The 16,601-nt window shown below is 51.3% G+C and carries 19 protein-coding genes, 1 rRNA gene and 1 other annotated feature; all 20 genes read right to left on the minus strand.

The genetic code is table 11. From position 1 onward, the window contains the following. Positions 1–53: 53 nt before the first annotated feature. A complete protein-coding gene (gene rplK, locus KNP77_RS12910; protein WP_070329252.1) occupies positions 54–479 on the minus strand; it encodes a 50S ribosomal protein L11 in 426 nt (141 codons plus the stop codon). A gap of 148 nt (positions 480–627) precedes the next feature. Beyond that, the gene (gene nusG / locus KNP77_RS12915) at positions 628–1,179 is read right to left on the minus strand and encodes a transcription termination/antitermination protein NusG (protein WP_071398664.1); all 552 of its coding nucleotides are present in this window, start codon (positions 1,177–1,179) and stop codon (positions 628–630) included. 17 nt (positions 1,180–1,196) lie between these two features. Further along, positions 1,197–1,367, minus strand: coding sequence for a preprotein translocase subunit SecE (secE, locus tag KNP77_RS12920; protein WP_012727692.1), 171 nt, complete (start codon positions 1,365–1,367; stop codon positions 1,197–1,199). 34 nt (positions 1,368–1,401) lie between these two features. Next, on the minus strand, positions 1,402–1,548 hold the full coding sequence (gene rpmG / locus KNP77_RS12925; protein WP_083274150.1) for a 50S ribosomal protein L33: 147 nt from the start codon (positions 1,546–1,548) through the stop codon (positions 1,402–1,404). Positions 1,549–1,675: 127 nt separating this feature from the next. Then, on the minus strand, positions 1,676–2,317 hold the full coding sequence (gene sigH / locus KNP77_RS12930; protein WP_131508708.1) for an RNA polymerase sporulation sigma factor SigH: 642 nt from the start codon (positions 2,315–2,317) through the stop codon (positions 1,676–1,678). Between the two features lie 203 nt (positions 2,318–2,520). After that, positions 2,521–3,069 (minus strand): YacP-like NYN domain-containing protein, encoded by a 549-nt coding sequence (locus KNP77_RS12935; protein WP_070329254.1) that lies wholly within the window; start codon positions 3,067–3,069, stop codon positions 2,521–2,523. Then, positions 3,066–3,803, minus strand: coding sequence for a 23S rRNA (guanosine(2251)-2'-O)-methyltransferase RlmB (rlmB, locus tag KNP77_RS12940; protein WP_035386115.1), 738 nt, complete (start codon positions 3,801–3,803; stop codon positions 3,066–3,068). Before rlmB ends, KNP77_RS12935 begins: the two co-directional genes overlap by 4 nt. Before the next feature lie 121 nt (positions 3,804–3,924). Then, complete coding sequence (locus KNP77_RS12945) at positions 3,925–4,329, minus strand: Mini-ribonuclease 3 (protein WP_035386102.1); 405 nt, start codon at positions 4,327–4,329, stop codon at positions 3,925–3,927. Then, positions 4,326–5,723, minus strand: a complete 1,398-nt coding sequence (cysS, locus tag KNP77_RS12950) for a cysteine--tRNA ligase (RefSeq protein ID WP_131466496.1) — start codon at positions 5,721–5,723, stop codon at positions 4,326–4,328. Before cysS ends, KNP77_RS12945 begins: the two co-directional genes overlap by 4 nt. Further along, positions 5,692–6,381 carry a serine O-acetyltransferase gene (gene cysE / locus KNP77_RS12955; protein ID WP_131466498.1) on the minus strand — a complete coding sequence of 230 codons (690 nt, stop codon included), beginning with the start codon at positions 6,379–6,381 and terminating at the stop codon, positions 5,692–5,694. Before cysE ends, cysS begins: the two co-directional genes overlap by 32 nt. 49 nt (positions 6,382–6,430) lie before the next feature. Further along, positions 6,431–6,634 (minus strand) — a binding site (T-box leader). After that, on the minus strand, positions 6,631–8,088 hold the full coding sequence (gene gltX, locus KNP77_RS12960; protein WP_201739246.1) for a glutamate--tRNA ligase: 1,458 nt from the start codon (positions 8,086–8,088) through the stop codon (positions 6,631–6,633). Its footprint overlaps the feature before it by 4 nt. A gap of 45 nt (positions 8,089–8,133) precedes the next feature. Then, a complete protein-coding gene (gene ispF / locus KNP77_RS12965; RefSeq protein ID WP_131466502.1) occupies positions 8,134–8,607 on the minus strand; it encodes a 2-C-methyl-D-erythritol 2,4-cyclodiphosphate synthase in 474 nt (157 codons plus the stop codon). Further along, positions 8,604–9,284, minus strand: a complete 681-nt coding sequence (ispD, locus tag KNP77_RS12970) for a 2-C-methyl-D-erythritol 4-phosphate cytidylyltransferase (RefSeq protein WP_214891136.1) — start codon at positions 9,282–9,284, stop codon at positions 8,604–8,606. Before ispD ends, ispF begins: the two co-directional genes overlap by 4 nt. A gap of 56 nt (positions 9,285–9,340) precedes the next feature. Next, the gene (locus KNP77_RS12975) at positions 9,341–10,405 is read right to left on the minus strand and encodes a PIN/TRAM domain-containing protein (protein ID WP_070329260.1); all 1,065 of its coding nucleotides are present in this window, start codon (positions 10,403–10,405) and stop codon (positions 9,341–9,343) included. 114 nt (positions 10,406–10,519) lie between these two features. Beyond that, a complete protein-coding gene (radA, locus tag KNP77_RS12980; protein WP_131441626.1) occupies positions 10,520–11,896 on the minus strand; it encodes a DNA repair protein RadA in 1,377 nt (458 codons plus the stop codon). Positions 11,897–11,950: 54 nt separating this feature from the next. After that, on the minus strand, positions 11,951–14,386 hold the full coding sequence (gene clpC / locus KNP77_RS12985; RefSeq protein WP_070329262.1) for an ATP-dependent protease ATP-binding subunit ClpC: 2,436 nt from the start codon (positions 14,384–14,386) through the stop codon (positions 11,951–11,953). A gap of 24 nt (positions 14,387–14,410) precedes the next feature. Beyond that, positions 14,411–15,454 carry a protein arginine kinase gene (locus KNP77_RS12990; protein WP_070329263.1) on the minus strand — a complete coding sequence of 348 codons (1,044 nt, stop codon included), beginning with the start codon at positions 15,452–15,454 and terminating at the stop codon, positions 14,411–14,413. Beyond that, complete coding sequence (locus KNP77_RS12995) at positions 15,454–15,888, minus strand: UvrB/UvrC motif-containing protein (RefSeq protein WP_070329264.1); 435 nt, start codon at positions 15,886–15,888, stop codon at positions 15,454–15,456. The genes KNP77_RS12990 and KNP77_RS12995 overlap by 1 nt, the downstream gene beginning before the upstream one ends. A gap of 14 nt (positions 15,889–15,902) precedes the next feature. Next, complete coding sequence (locus tag KNP77_RS13000; protein WP_214891138.1) at positions 15,903–16,370, minus strand: CtsR family transcriptional regulator; 468 nt, start codon at positions 16,368–16,370, stop codon at positions 15,903–15,905. 142 nt (positions 16,371–16,512) lie between these two features. Then, positions 16,513–16,601: ribosomal RNA gene (gene rrf / locus KNP77_RS13005) — 5S ribosomal RNA — on the minus strand; the annotation flags it as partial.

Below are 16,601 nucleotides of genomic sequence, written 5' to 3' on the forward strand. Positions count from 1 at the left end.
GAAGGGATTGAAGGTGAGCAAAATATGCACCGACAATCCCAGAGACTAATAAATTAGTCTTCGATTACAATACCCATACTGCGCGCAGTACCTTCAACCATAAGCATCGCTGTTTCTACAGACGCTGCGTTAAGGTCAGGCATTTTAAGTTCAGCGATTTCGCGAACTTTATCACGCTTAACCGTTGCTACTTTCTTACGGTTCGGTTCTCCTGAACCGCTCTCGATACCAGCAGCTTTTTTCAAAAGAACTGCAGCTGGTGGAGTTTTCGTAATGAATGTAAACGAACGATCTTCGTATACCGTAATGACTACAGGAATAATCAATCCGGCTTGGTCTTGTGTACGAGCGTTGAACTCTTTACAGAATCCCATGATGTTAACACCTGCTTGACCAAGTGCTGGACCAACTGGTGGTGCTGGGTTAGCTTTACCAGCAGGGATTTGAAGTTTAACGAGTTTAGTAACTTTTTTCGCCACGAGACACACCTCCTTAAGTCTAAAATGTGGTTTCTTGGACGTTGTGCGCCCTCCCACTCAATCTATTAGGTCGAGTTTGTACTGAAATATAGCACAACATCAAACATTTCCGATTGTACCATCCGTTTCCGAGAATGGCAAGTGGGTTTTAGTTAATTTTCTGAACTTGTTCGAAATCAAGCTCAATTTTTGTTTCGCGGCCGAACATGTCGACGACGACTTTGAGCTTCTCTTTGTCAGTTTCGATCTCATCAATCGTACCTTCAAAGTTCTCGAACGCGCCTTCTTTGACACGAACGAGATCGCCAAGCTCATAGTTATAACGGTCTTTCTTCTCGATCAGACCCATCTGCGAAAGGACGTTCGTCACTTCGTCAGGCTGGAGTGCGATCGGCTTGGCGCCGCCCCCGGTTGATCCGAGGAAGCCCGTTACGTTTGGCGTGTTACGAACAACATACCATGAATCGTCTGTCATAATCATCTCGACGAAGACGTATCCAGGGAAGTTTTTCACTTCACGCTCTTTAATTTTCTTTTCGCCACTCTTCAACGTGACTTCTTCTTGCGTTGTTTCGGTCGGAACGAGGACGCGGAAAATTTTATCTTCCATGTTCATCGAACCGATTCGACGTTCTAGGTTTTCTTTGACATTGTTCTCAAAGCCAGAGTACGTCTGGACAACAAACCATTGTTTCTCCACGGCTTTCACCTCTTTCCTTAGTTAATCAATAGGTTGACGAGATAACTGACACCAGTATCTACGCCGAACACGAACAGGCCGATCACGACGACCGTCGCGATGACTGTGATGGTATATTTTGTGAGCTCTTTACGAGTCGGCCAACTCGTCTTCTTTAACTCTTTCCATACATCGCGCAAAAAGTTCATGGTAGCTTCCTCCTACGTTGAATGCCAATCTACGTTACTTTGATTCTCGATGTGTTGTGTGCGCATTGCAACGACGGCAGAACTTGTTCAGCTCGAGCCGCGTCTGCACATCATCTTTCTTGGTCGTCGAGTAAACTCTTGACCCGCAATCCGCGCACTCGAGACTTACTTTCTTTGCCATCCATAAGCGCCCCTTTCGACAGCTCCATATTAAAAAAGAGCGAAAAAAAAACGCCTCCTGTAACTGGCGTCTGCGGACAAGGCGCTGCCTTAAAAGTATCACATAGGAGGCGTGCGGTCAATACGAGTTAACTCGTCAGCATTTTAACGTCAACATGCCGCTCGAATTTTTTCTTCACGCGCTGCAAGGCGTTATCGATCGACTTCACGTGACGGTCAAGGTCGTCAGAGATTTCTTGATACGAACGGCCATCCAAATAAAGACGAAGCACTTTTCGTTCCAAGTCACTGAGGAGCTCATCCATCTTCTCTTCCATGAACAGTTGTTCTTCCCGCGTGACGAGCAAGTCTTGCGGGTCGTTCGGATGCGGGGGGATGATCACGTCGAGCAACGTCCGGTCAGACTCATCGTCAAAGATCGGCTTGTCGAGCGAGACGTATGAGTTGAGCGGAATATGCTTCTGACGCGTCGCCGTCTTAATCGCCGTGATCATCTGACGGGTGATACACATCTCGGCAAAACTCTTAAACGACGCGAGGCGTTCATCCCGATAGTCACGCACGCCTTTATACAGACCGATCATTCCCTCTTGGACGATATCCTCGTGGTCGGCGCCAATCAAAAAGTAAGACCGCGCCTTCGCCCGCACGAAGTAACGGTAACGTTCAATCAAAAACTCGAGCGCATCACTATCCCCTTCATTCCGCGCTAGAGAGACGAGCTCTTCGTCTGACATCGTTTCAAACTGCTCGTATGGCCATCCGTTCATGTTTCATACCCCCCGGCAATTGATAATGAACTATGTAAGTTAGTGTTCTTATTATAGGCGTCATACAAAACGACCGTCAAATAAATTTCAAAAAATTCCGTCAATTAGATATGGTGTAACTCATACAACTAATAGTATACAACATTTCTTTCCAAAAAAATGTCAAACTAAAAACAAAAAAACGAGTCCATTGTATGAACTCGTCAGTGAGAATCCTCACCGTTCGACTTACGGCGCCGCATTTCTTCAAAACGGGCCATGACGTCAGGCGGGATATCGATTGTTTTTCGATTGGACCGATCGCTCGCGAGCGTCTGACGCTCTTGCTCAATCGCCACTTTCGCTTGCTTCCAATCCTTTAATAGTTCGGTCGCCGGGACACGGAGGGCACCTTGACCGAAGATGACCCATTGCTCGGTAAAATCGTTTGTGGCGACGAATAACGTCACTAAACGATCGTCCACGAGTTCATGGGCCCGCCGTTCGATCCACTCATCCGCCGTTTCGTTCTCCTTCGTATAGACGACCTCGACCCGGCTCCGCTTCTGGATCGATTCGCGCCCATAGCGCATGTGGGCATCAAAGACGACCGTCACCATGCGGCCTGTGGCGGCCTGATACTCGGCCATCGCTTCAATCAAGTCATTTCGAGCTTGATCGAAGTCGATGTCCCGCAGTTTTCGAAGATGCGGCCACGCCCCAATGATGTTATAGCCATCGACGAGGAGTAATTCTCGCTTTTTCAGGCTCATGATAACGGATTACGAGAGCGATGCACCTCATACAGAAGAAGTGCGGCCGCGACCGAAGCGTTGAGCGACGTGACATGACCGACCATCGGCATATGGACGAGGAAGTCACACGCCTCGCGCACGAGACGGCCCATCCCTTTCCCTTCGCTGCCGATTACGACGACGAGTGGCATGTTCCCATCGAGCCGACGATAGTCTTGACTCTCACTCGCGTCAGTTCCGACGATCCACATCCCTTTTTCTTTCAATTCTTCGAGCGTCCGCGTCAAGTTCGTGACACGCGCGACCGGGATATATTCAATTGCTCCCGTCGAGGCTTTCGCGACGGTTTGCGTCAAGCCGACCGAGCGCCGTTTCGGAATGATGACTCCATGGGCGCCGACCGCGTCAGCTGTCCGTAAAATCGATCCCAAGTTGTGCGGGTCCTCTAGCTCATCGAGCAAAATAAAGAGCGGTGTCTCCCCTTTAGACTCGGCAAGCGCGAACATATCGTCAAGCGTCTTATACTCGTAAGCCGCAACGGCCGCGACGACGCCTTGATGGTGTTCACTGCCCGCCATCTTTTCAAGCTTCGTCTTCGGGACGAACGAGATCTGTACCGAGGCCTCATTGGCCATGCCGATAATTTGGGCGAGCGGCCCTTTGTGCTGCCCTTCCATGATAAAGACTTTATTCATATCCCGTCCGCTCCGAAGCGCCTCGATTACTGGATTACGTCCATATAAGAAATCGATGCCTTCTTCAAGGACGTCAACTTCTTGATAGTCCGGGCGTTCCGGCTTTTGACGGTGCGGACGGTCGCCCCGTTCACCTCTTGGACGGTCGAACGAACGCTTGTCGTTCGCTCGTCCTCCGTCATGTCGTTTCGGGTTGCTCGGTTTCGAGCCATGTGAGTGCCTGTTCGATGAGTTCTTCAAGACGATCCCTTCTTTCTATTAGATATGTGTAGCCGATCAATGCCTCAAAAGCTGTCGAGTAGCGGTATGTGTGGACGTCGGTGCGTTTCGGGATCGACCCTGATTTCGCATTTTTACCGCGCCGGACGATCGCTGTCTCGTCCTCGCTCAAGATACCCGTCTCTAACCAGTGGGTGACGACGCTCGCTTGCGCGGTTGCGTTCACGTAACGGACGGCCCCGCGATGGAGGTCGTTCGGTCGCGTCAACCCTTTGCCGAGCAGTCGTTTTCGTACCGCCATCTCATACACTGCGTCGCCCATATAAGCGAGGGCGAGCGCGTTTAGTTGATTCGCATTCGTCATGACCGTTTCCACCGTACGCCTTGCGCCGTATCTTCGAGCTGGATGTTCTGTTGTTTCAACAAGTCACGGATTTCGTCGGCACGGGCAAAGTTACGCTCTGCTCGGGCCGTATTCCGCTCGAGAATTAACTGATCGATCTCGGCGTCGAGTAGTTCTGTTTCCACTTCAATCGTCAACCCGAGCACGCCCGTCAATTCCTTGAACAAGTCGAGCACTTGCTCGAGCGTATCTTTCGAGACATGGTCTGCTTTGGCGTAGATGTTTGCCTCTTTTGCTAAATCAAACAATACTGTCACGGCGTTCGCCGTGTTGATATCATCATCCATCGCTTCGATAAATGCTGCTTTCACCGTCGCAAGTTTTCGCTCCATCGCCTCGCTCGGTTCAACGAGACCGGCCGTGACCGACAGACGGTGTTCGACGTTATGGTACGCTTCCTTGATCCGGTCCCATCCGTTCGCGGCCTGATTGATCAGCTCGCGGCTATAGTTGATCGGATGACGGTAGTGGACCGATAACATGAAGAAACGGAGCACCATCGCGTCGACTTCTTTTAACGCCTCGTGGACGAGCAGGAAATTCCCGAGTGATTTCGACATCTTCTCGTTCTCGATGTTGATGAAGCCGTTGTGGAGCCAGTAGTTCGCAAACTTCGTATGGTTGCACGCCTCAGACTGCGCAATCTCATTCTCGTGGTGCGGGAATTTGAGGTCATGCCCGCCTGCGTGAATGTCGATCGTTTTGCCGAGGTGCTTCTTCGCCATCGCCGAGCATTCGATATGCCAGCCGGGGCGTCCTTGTCCCCAAGGGCTGTCCCAAGCCGGCTCATCTGGTTTAGCCGCTTTCCAGAGCACGAAGTCGAGCGGGTCTTCCTTCTTCTCCCCGACGTCGACACGTGACCCGGCCCGAAGGTCTTCGATCGACTGTTGGCTGAGCTTGCCATACTCTTCAAACTTACGCGTCCGGAAATAGACATCGCCTTCTGACGCGTAGGCGTAGCCTTCATCCTCTAAGTTACGGATAAAGTCGATGATTTCCTCCATCGTGTCGGTGACACGTGGATGCACGTCCGCTGGCAAGACGTTCAACGCACCCGTATCCGCCAAATAAGCGTCGATATAGCGGTTCGTCAGCGTTGCGACGTCCTCACCGAGCTCATTCGCCGTACGGATGATCTTATCATCCACATCGGTAAAGTTGAGGACGTACTTCACGTCGTAGCCTCGGTATGTCAAATAGCGGCGTACCGTGTCGAATGCGATGGCCGGACGGGCGTTTCCGACGTGAATATAATTATAGACGGTCGGTCCGCATACGTACATGGACACTTTCCCAGGAACGATCGGGTTGAACGGTTCTTTCTTATTCGTGAGGCTGTTGTAAAACTGAATCATGTGACTTCTCCTCCATCTGTTTCTCGAGTGATGCTAACTGACGTTGCAGATCGGCTACAGCGTTCTCTAACCGCTCTTGGCATTCACGATCCGGGTCCGGTAAGCGATGGTCGAGGTCGTGCTGTTTGACCCGCTCCCCGTTGCGGATGACGACACGTCCAGGGATTCCGACGACGGTCGAGTCTGACGGGACATCTTTTAAGACGACCGAACTGGCCCCGATTTTGACGCAATCGCCTATCGTGATATTACCGAGCACTTTCGCGCCGGCCGAGATGAGCACATCGTTCCCGATGGTCGGATGCCGCTTCCCTTTTTCTTTGCCGGTTCCGCCGAGCGTCACGCCTTGATAGATGGTGACGTTATTGCCGATGATGGCCGTCTCCCCGATGACGATCCCGAATCCGTGGTCGATAAAGACACCTTCGCCGATGATGGCACCCGGATGAATCTCAATCCCGGTCACCCAGCGACTCGTCTGGGCAATCATTTTAGCCAATAGTTTAATATTGCGAGTCCACAACCCATGCGCGATCCGATGCGACCATAAGGCATGGAGGCCTGGATACGTCAATACGACTTCTGCTTTTGAGCGGGCAGCCGGATCGAGTTCGAGCACGTTCCGGATGTCGGCGCTCACACTTTTCCAAAATCCCATAATTGTTCTCCTTTTCCATATCAAAAACAAAGACGCCCCTGTGCCAAGGCACAGAGACGCCGTAAGCGCGGTTCCACTCTGTTTGGGAAAGTTCCCCTCTCAAGTCTCGTTAACGCCGAGTCGCGGTCCCGACTACATATCGCCGGAACGGCTCCGAGGTGCACTTCGACGGGGGACGCTTCTAGAACTTCCAGCCTAGGTTCTAGTCTCTGACAAGTGTCAACCCGCTTACTTTCCTCATCGTTGCCTTTAAGCTAATAATGTTGTGAGACGTGCCAACACACGCTCTTTGCCAATCAGCGCAATCGCGTTTGGAAGTTCTGGTCCATGTGTTTGTCCGGTCGTGGCGACACGGATTGGCATGAACAAGTTCTTTCCTTTTTGCCCAGTCGCTTTTTGAGTGGCCTTCGTAGCCGCTTTGACAGCTTCCGGTGTGAAGTCTTCGATCGCCTCGAGCTGCGTTTTGAACTCGGCGAGTACAGCCGGCACCGCTTCACCGGCAAGCACCGCGTTCGCCGCCTCGTCATACTCGACCTCGTCTTTAAAGAACAAGTCTGTCAACGGTACAATTTCGGCACCGTGTGTCATTTGTTCTTTATAAAGAGCGATGAGTGCTGTGGCCCAGTCCGCCTCTTCCATTGACAAGGCAACAGGCAATCGTCCTGCTTCTTGTAAGAATGGTAAACTGAGTGCCACCACTTCGTCAAGCGAAGCCTGCTTCATGTAGACACTGTTGATCCAAGCGAGCTTATGCTGGTCGAATACGGCCGGACTCTTCGATAGACGGCCCGCGTCGAACATGTCGATAAACGCTTCTTTCGTGAAGATTTCCTCTTCACCGACTGGAGACCAACCGAGAAGCGAGATGAAGTTGAAGAGCGCACCAGGGAGATATCCGAGGTCTGCATATTGTTCGATGAACTGGATGATCGACTCATCACGTTTCGAGAGCTTCTTATGGTTCTCGTTATAGATCAATGTCATGTGACCGAACGTCGGATACTCCCATCCGAGTGCATCGTATACCATCATCTGTTTCGGTGTGTTCGCGATATGGTCATCCCCGCGCAACACGTGGCTGATTTTCATCAAGTAGTCATCGACGACGACGGCAAAGTTGTACGTCGGGATCCCGTCTTGCTTGACGATGACCCAGTCTCCGAAGTCTTTCGACTCGAACGAAACGTCGCCTTTGACAACGTCTATCCATTTGTACGTAACCTGTTCTGGCACTCGAATCCGAATCGACGGCTTCCGTCCTTCGGCTTCGAACGCCGAGCGCTCAGCGTCGCTCAAGTCGCGATGTGCTCCCGAGTAGCGTGGTGCTTCACCGCGTGCGATCTGTGCCTCGCGCTCCGCTTCGAGTTCTTCTGACGTCATGTAGCATTTATAAGCGAGCCCTTTGTCCATCAACTCGTTCACGTATTTGTTGTAGATGTCGAGTCGTTCCATTTGGAAATATGGACCGTAATCGCCATCGCGACCCGGACCTTCATCCCACTCGATACCGAGCCATTCCAAGTACTTCATCTGACTTTCGACACCGTTCTCGACGTTTCGTTTTTGATCCGTGTCCTCGATCCGAAGAATCATTTTCCCGCCTGCGTGGCGAGCATATAAATAGTTAAATAGCGCGGTCCGGGCGTTCCCGATATGAAGGTGACCCGTCGGACTTGGCGCATAGCGTACACGCACTTCACTCATAATATTTCCACCTTTCTTCTCTTCTGCCCAAATAGTATACCACTTTTTTCAAGCACGGTTGAGCAAGATGACCGCCTGGGCGGCGATTCCTTCTTCACGTCCCGTAAAACCTAACCGTTCCGTCGTCGTCGCTTTCACGTTCACTTGGCTAATATCAGCTTCAAGCAGTTCGGCGATGACCGCGCGCATGTCATCGATATACGTCCGGAGCTTCGGCCGTTCCGCCATAACAGTCGCGTCTACGTTGCCGAGCACATACCCTTCTGCCTTGACGAGTTGCCATACGTGTTGGAGCAACACTTTCGAGTCTGCATCTTTAAACTCGGGATCCGTATCCGGGAAGTGTTTGCCGATATCCCCTGCCGCGATGGCACCGAGCGCCGCATCTGCGATGGTGTGAAGTAACACGTCGGCATCCGAGTGTCCAAGCAAACCGCGGTCGTGGGGAATCTCGATCCCTCCTAATATAAGCGGGCGCCCTTCTGCGAACGCATGTACATCAAAACCTTGTCCGATTCTCATCGATAGTCCTCCTTCGTCAAGATCGCTTCCCCGAACAACAAATCCTCGGGGGTCGTCATTTTTATGTTGTGATAGTCACCTGGAATGACGGTGACTTCTTTACCTGACCACTCGAACAAGCTCGCATCATCAGTCCCGATGAATTGGGATGATTCTGCCTGGTCATGAATCGCCCGGATGTCAGCCACAGGAAACGCTTGCGGTGTCTGAGCGAGCCAAAGCGTCTCACGGGGAACAGTTTGCGTAATCGTCCCCGCGGTCACTTGTTTCACCGTATCTTTCACAGGAACGGCTAAAATGGCCCCTTTCGTCTGAGCCGCTTCCGCTACTTGATGCAACTGACTGATTCGAACGAACGGCCGGGCCCCGTCATGGATCAACACAACTCCGTCCGTGTCGATTGTCTGTAAACCGGCTCGAACGCTCTGTTGCCGTTCTTCTCCGCCTGCCACGTACGTAATCGGCGTCGGGACGTTACGTAACTCATGCGCGAACCAGGCCTCTTCTTCCGGACGAATCGCCAGAACAATCTGTTCACACCATGTGTCTCTCGCAAACGCCTCGACGGTCCAGACGATGATCGGTTTTCCTTGGAGCGACAACATCAACTTATTCTCATCGGCTCCCATGCGCTTGCCTTTCCCGGCAGCCGGGATGACGACCGTGTAACGTACCATCACGTTCACCTCTCTTCGTGAAAAAAGAGAGCGCTGATGCGTCTCTTTTTCCATACTTATTCAGGGCGAGCAAAAATCATTCGGCCCGCGGATGTTTGGAGTACGCTCGTCACGACGACAGGGAGCGTCTTCGAGATGAGCTTGCGTCCGCCTTCGACGACGACCATCGTCCCGTCTTCGAGGTAAGCGACCCCTTGGTTCTGTTCTTTCCCTTCTTTGATGACCGTCACGACCATCTCTTCTCCGGGAATGACGATCTGTTTGACCGAGTTGGCCAAATCATTAATGTTGAGCACCGGTACGTTTCGGACTTCACACACTTTATTCAAGTTGTAATCGTTCGTCACGACGATGCCTTTTTTTAACTCGGCGAGCTTGATCAATTTAATATCGACTTCGGCCACGTCTTCAAAGTCACCATCGTAAATCTCGACCTCGATTCGATCGTTGTTTTGGAGCTCTTTTAAAATATCCAGACCGCGTCGGCCTCGATTCCGTTTAAGCGTATCCGACGAGTCGGCGATGTACTGCAACTCTCCGATGACGAACTGAGGAACGATGAGTGTCCCTTCGATGAATCCGGTCTTCGAAATATCGGCGATCCGACCATCGATGATTACGCTTGTATCTAATATTTTATCGTTAGAGCGGCGTAATGGTTCCGCTTCCGGCTTGTCCCGTTCACTTTTCACGAACAACTTGATCCATTCGTTCCGCTTCCGGTAACCAACGGCAAATCCAAAGTAACCGAACAGGGCAGTCACAAAAATCGGTACAATCTTACTGAGTAAGAAGATGCCTGTGACCTCAAGCGATACACTGATCAAAAAGGCAATCAATAAACCGATGATCAATCCGATCGAGCCGAATAAAATATCGCCGACCGGTAAACGGACGAGCCGTTCTTCGACAAAACGGATAAATTTGACGATCACATCGGTCAAAAATAAACTGAGAATGAAGAAGATAAGTCCACCAATCAAACTAGCAACGTAAGGAATCGTCAACCATGCCGGCACGCTGACACCGAGGTCATCAAGAAGCACCATCGCTTCGATCATGCCAAACCATCCGACGACGAGTCCAATCAAAATAAATCCGAGTCGCACTGCAATCTTCACTCATTCCACCTCCTTCTATTGAATTAAAATTTCAAAAAAATAACACTTATATTGTAACACGGTTCTTTTAAATCCGTTCGTTACAAAGCGTTAAAAACTGCCGGAAGCGCCCCGTCAGAACGGGATGGCAAGTTGGAGCGCTTCATCGACAGTACTGACACCGACCACGTCGATACCAGGCGGGGCGGTCCAGCCCCCTAGGTTATTCTTCGGAATAATCGCACGCGTGAAACCGAGCTTGGCCGCTTCCGCGACACGTTGCTCAATCCGTGACACACGGCGCACTTCCCCGGTCAATCCGACCTCGCCGATGCAGACATCGGTCGGACGAGTCGGACGGTCCCGGAAACTCGAGGCGATGGAAATACAAATCGCCAAATCGATTGCCGGTTCATCGAGCTTGACTCCGCCCGCCGCCTTCAAATAAGCATCTTGCGTTTGAAGCAAGAGACCCGAACGCTTCTCCAGCACGGCCATGAGAAGGGCGACCCGGTTTTGGTCGATTCCCGTTGCCATCCGGCGCGGGTTCCCGAACGACGTTGGGGAAATGAGTGCTTGCAGCTCAACGAGTACCGTCCGTGTCCCTTCCATCGACGCGACGACCGTCGAGCCTGAGACGCCCGCCGTCCTTTCTTCGAGGAAAATCTCTGACGGGTTGAGCACTTCCTCAAGACCGCCTTCTTTCATCTCGAATATTCCAATCTCGTTCGTCGAACCGAACCGGTTTTTGACGGCCCGTAAAATCCGGAACGTGTGGTGACGTTCTCCTTCAAAATACAGAACAGCATCCACCATATGCTCGAGCAGACGCGGTCCGGCAATCGATCCTTGCTTCGTCACGTGGCCGACGATAAAGACGGCGACCCCTCGTGTCTTGGCAATTTTCATGAGCGCAGCCGTACATTCACGCACTTGGGCGACGCTGCCTGGCGCCGATTGGATTTCATCCATGTATACCGTCTGAATCGAGTCGATAATGACGAACCCAGGTTCCTCTTCATCGATGACCCGTTCGATCATGAGCATGTCCGTCTCGGCGAGAACGTATAAATCCTGCGTCGGTAACCCTAGTCGTTCTGCGCGCAGCTTTGTCTGCTTCAACGATTCTTCCCCAGAAATATATAGCACTTTCCGACCGCTATGGGCGAGATGTGCACTCACTTGCAGGAGAATTGTCGACTTCCCGATCCCCGGGTCCCCACCGACGAGGACAAGCGAGCCCGGGACAATTCCGCCCCCGAGCACCCGGTCGAACTCTTGACTGTTCGTATGCACACGTGTTTCTTCTTGGGAAACGACGTCTGAGAGACGCTCTGGCTTCAGTTGTCGCGACGAGCTATGGACGAACGCAGCTCCCCGTTTCGCTTTCTTTTCTTCAACAAATTCTTCGACGAGCGTGTTCCACTCGTTACATCCCGGACAACGACCCATCCATTTTGGGGATTCATATCCACAAGACTGACATACGTACTTCGTTTTAATTTTTGCCATGTTATTCCCTTCTGTCTAAAAAAGCCCCCTCACAAGAGAGAGGGAGCTCCGTATTTACTGGACGACACCTTCGTTGCGGACGATGAATTCACCGTCTTGAACATCGAGAGCCACTTTACTGCCTTTCGTGATTTCCCCGCTGAGCATCGATTCTGAGAGTCGGTCTTCCACCTCGCGTTGGAGCGCACGGCGGAGCGGACGAGCCCCGTACTCAGGGTCATAGCCGACGACGGCAATCTTCTCAAGCGCCGATTCTGTCAAAGTGAAATCGATGCCTTGCTCGCCAAGTCGGTCTGTGAGCGTCTTCGCCATAAGTTTGACGATTTCTTGGATATGCTCTTTTTGAAGCGAATGGAAGACGGTGATCTCGTCGATCCGGTTCAAGAACTCAGGCCGGAACGCTTTCTTCAATTCTTCCATGACTTTATCTTTCATTTCCGTATATTCACGTTTCACGTCATCTTCGACGGTGAAGCCGACATATTTGTTTCGTTTAAGTGCAGCCGCACCGACGTTTGACGTCATGATGATGACCGTGTTGCGGAAGTCGACCGTACGACCTTTCGAGTCGGTCAGACGCCCGTCATCGAGCACTTGGAGCAAGATGTTGAACACTTCAGGGTGAGCTTTCTCAATCTCATCAAGCAAGATAACCGAGTATGGCTTACGACGGACTTTCTCCGTCAACTGACCGCCTTCTTCGTATCCGACATACCCTGGAGGTGATCCGACGAGACGGCTCGTCGCGTGTTTTTCCATATACTCCGACATGTCGATTCGGATGATCGCATCCTCGTCACCGAAGAGCGCCTCAGCGACAGCACGCGCTAGTTCCGTTTTCCCGACACCGGTCGGTCCGAGGAAAACGAATGAACCGATCGGACGTTTCGGATCTTTCAGTCCGGCCCGGGCCCGACGGATTGCCCGTGAGATTGATTTGACGGCTTCATCTTGACCGATGACCCGACCGTGTAAGATCGACTCGAGCTTGAGGAGACGGTCTGTCTCCTCTTCGGCAATTTTTGTCACCGGCACACCCGTCCAGCTTGCGACGACTTGAGCGATGTCTTCTTTCGTCACTTCAAGCTTTTCATTGCCTTGCTTGTTCTGCCATTCTGATTTGAGATGCTCGAGTTCATCGCGAAGCTTCTGTTCTGTATCACGAAGCGAAGCCGCTTTTTCAAACTCTTGGCTCTGGACGGCCGCATCTTTTTCTTTACGGATCGATTCGAGACGTGCTTCAAGCTCTTTTAAGTTCGGCGGCGCCGTGAATGAACGGAGGCGAACTTTCGAAGCCGCTTCGTCGACGAGGTCGATCGCTTTATCTGGAAGGAACCGGTCCGAAATATAGCGGTCAGATAAGACAACCGCTTCATGAATCGCCTCATCCGTAATTGTGACACGGTGGTGAGCCTCATAGCGGTCACGCAAACCGAACAAGATCTGTTCAGCCTGGTCCGTCGTCGGCTCATTCACTTGAATCGGTTGGAAGCGGCGTTCGAGTGCGGCATCCTTCTCAATGTATTTCCGGTACTCGTCAAGCGTTGTTGCACCGATACACTGGAGCTCTCCTCGCGCGAGCGACGGTTTCAAGATGTTCGAGGCATCGATCGCTCCTTCGGCTCCACCCGCCCCAATCAACGTGTGTAACTCGTCGATGAAGAGAATGACGTTGCCGGCCTGGCGAATCTCGTCCATGACTTTTTTCAATCGGTCTTCAAACTCACCGCGGTATTTCGTTCCCGCGACGAGCGTACCCATGTCAAGCACCATGACGCGTTTGTTGCGAAGCGTCTCCGGCACTTCATTGTTGATGATCTGTTGCGCGAGTCCTTCGACAACTGCCGTCTTACCGACACCTGGCTCTCCAATCAATACCGGGTTGTTCTTCGTCCGGCGAGACAACACTTCGATGACCCGTTGGATTTCACCGGCACGGCCGATAACAGGGTCGAGACGTGACTCACGCGCTTGTTGCGTCAAGTCACGGGCCAAGCCATCAAGTGTCGGTGTCGCTGCGCTCGTGCCTGGTTGTGATGCGTTTGACGACGATTCCGTGTTCCCGAGAAGTTGAAGCACTTGTTGCCGTGCTTTCGTCAAGCTGATACCGAGGTTGTTCAAGACGCGGGCAGCGACGCCTTCGCCTTCACGAATCAATCCGAGTAAAATATGCTCTGTCCCGACGTAAGAATGACCGAGTTTACGGGCTTCATCCATCGAGAGCTCGATTACTTTTTTCGCACGCGGCGTGTAGTGGATTGTCGAACCGTTCTCAGAACCACGGCCAATCAGCGCCTCGACTTCTTGTTGAATTTTCTCAGAAGTTAGACCGAGGGCGAACAACGCTTTGGCAGCAATCCCTTCACCTTCACGGACAAGTCCGAGCAAGATATGTTCCGTACCAATATTATGATGGCCAAGTCGTACCGCTTCCTCTTGTGCTAAAGCTAATACGCGCTGAGCTCGTTCTGTAAATCGACCAAACATCATTGACAAAACCTCCTTAAAGTTGGATCAAACTAAACCATGATCTAACGTTCGACGTACGAGAGTCGCTCGTTCGCGATCTCGTTCTTTCGTAGATAATGTTTTCCCGAAATGTTTTTGTAGGAAACCTGATTGTAGGCGGACGATCAAATCATGAAACTGCGGTGGACTCCAGTCGGACAAAATACCGAGGTCACTCGCTAAATGTAAATCGGATAACCGTTCAATCGCCTCTGTCGACGACAATAATTTGGAATACCGTAAAATCCCGTAAGAACGATAAAACTGATCTTCCAATTCATCTTGGTTACTGGCTAGGAGCTGTTCTCGGGCTTGACGTTCTGCGTGGACGATTTGTTCTGTAATTTCCATAAAATCAGATAACAGCTGCGATTCATCGCTGCCAAGCGTCCGTTGATTCGATAACTGGAACAAACGCCCGGCTGCGTCACTGCCTTCTCCGTAACGTCCTCGAATCGTGTATCCGAGTTTGCGAAGTTCTACTAATATAGGAGTTATTCGTCCCGTTAACGTCAGACCCGGCAGGTGAAGCATGACCGATGCGCGAAGTCCGGTACCGATATTGCTCGGACACGTCGTCAAATAGCCAAGCTCTTCATCGAAAGCGTATGGGAGCGACTCGCCACAGAGCGCGTCGACTCGTTTCGCAAGTTCGAACGCTTCTTGGACTTGATAGCCGGGAAGCAACGTTTGGATGCGCAAATGATCTTCTTCGTTAATCAACACGCTAATCGTCTCGTCTTCACTCAGGAAAACAGCACTCTCATCTTTTTCCGCAATCGTCGGGCTGATCAAATGCTTTTCGACGAGAGCTTGCCGCGTCACTTGATCATAGGCGCGCATATGCAGATATTCAAAGCCTTGTAAGCCGCCCAAGGCCGTCTCGATGCGTTCGCATAGCTGTCGCTGTCCTTCTTGAGACAATGTAGGAGAAAAGACGGTGTCTTTTAAATTGCGTGCCAAACGAATTCGTGTCGAGATGACAAGATCATCAAGCTTGGCCCGTTCTTTCATTTTTGGACCGAGTGGATGTTTGAGGAATGTCTCCATCACGCCTCACCTTGCCCTTTCAGTTGCGTCATTTCTTTTTTGATTCGTGCCGCTCGTTCATAATCTTCTTGTTCGACGGCCCGTTCTAACTCCCCTGCTAACTTTACAAGACGTTCGCCGATTCGCTCATCCGGTGTGCGTAACGCGTCAGGTACCGAACCGACATGATGGTCATGCCCTTGCTGGTACTGACGTGTCATTTTAATCAACTCTTCACGGAAAACTGTGTAGCATGAGGCGCAGCCCGCTTTTCTTAGGTGCGTCACCTCGCTCTGTGTCATCTGGCAAGTTGGACACCGCTTCACGACAGGAACGTAACCGGCCATCACTTCGACTGTACAGTTCCGACATAGTTTTCGTTCGACTGGGACCCCGTTTTCCAACATAACGACTTCATTGACGGCAGGACGCCGTTTACACCGTTCGCATAACATGTCTTAAGCCTCCGTCAGTGATAACTAAGTAACTTCATCAGGGCGAGTAGCTGCTGTCTTCGAATCAGATAGCGGTCGTCGGCGTTCAAGCCGAGCGCTTCGTCGGACAACAAGTGGTACAGTAAACGGACATCCCGCTCGCTCAACATACCTTCTTCAAATAAACGGATCAAAATGTTTTCAACAAGTTGTTCCGTCAGGCGAGGGTGGTCTTGTAAAATATCCATTAAACTCGTCAGCAAGTCTTGTTTCTCATGAAGAATGACGCGACGAATTCGAATATAACCGCCCCCGCCTCGCTTACTTTCTACAAGGTAGCCTTTTTCGACCGTAAAACGTGTATTGATGACATAGTTGATTTGAGACGGAACACATTCAAAACGTTTCGCGATATCTTGTCGTTTGATTTCAATCGCTTCTGCCTGACTTTCCTTCAGCACTTGCTTCAAATACTGTTCGATTACATCAGATATGTTTCTCATCTCCACCACCCTCTGACCATCTTTGACTTTTGTTTTTATTCTATCACTGATTTAAAAAAAGGCAAACGAAAAGCGACGACGCAAATGCGTCGTCGCTCAAAAGAAAAGACGACCAAGCATGTGCTTGGTCGTCCTTCATATGGCCTGGCAACGTCCTATCCTCACAGGGGGAGACCCCCAACTACTTTCGGCGCTGAAGCGCTTAACTTCCGTGTTCGGCATGGGAACGGG

The sequence above is a fragment of the Exiguobacterium sp. s142 genome (assembly GCF_018618455.1).
GTDB lineage: Bacteria > Bacillota > Bacilli > Exiguobacteriales > Exiguobacteriaceae > Exiguobacterium > Exiguobacterium aurantiacum_A.